The sequence below is a fragment of the Pseudomonas sp. 2995-3 genome (genome assembly GCF_002742565.1).
GTDB lineage: Bacteria > Pseudomonadota > Gammaproteobacteria > Pseudomonadales > Pseudomonadaceae > Aquipseudomonas > Aquipseudomonas edaphica.
The window spans coordinates 1-308 of record NZ_LJSB01000069.1 but is presented as its reverse complement, the minus strand read 5'-3'; the positions used below and the strand labels follow the sequence as shown (position 1 = coordinate 308).

Sequence of the window (308 nt, the reverse complement as noted above, 5' to 3'; positions counted from 1 at the left end):
AAAGAATAGCTATCACCATAAAGTACTCGAGAAAATAGGAGCGGATAAAGTCGTTCATCCAGAAACGGATACGGGGCGAAGGATTGCCCAGCAATTATCTGATGAAAATGTCATTGATTTTATAGAGCTCTCTGATGAGTATAGTATTGTTGAATTACTTGCCTCTTCCAAACTAGAAGGTAAGTCACTAATTGACCTAAATATAAGAGCTCGATATGGGATAACCATACTTGCAATTAAAAAAGGTGACAATATCGATATTTCGCCTTCCCCAAATTATAAAATATCAAATAAGGATTTGCTAATCG

General features: G+C 35.7%; 1 protein-coding gene. It reads left to right on the top strand.

Annotation, left to right across the window (positions count from 1 at the left end; translation table 11 throughout):
- Positions 1 to 308, top strand: a 308-nt coding sequence (locus AOA62_RS03855) for a TrkA family potassium uptake protein (RefSeq protein WP_143521730.1), incomplete at both ends; no start/stop codon positions are given.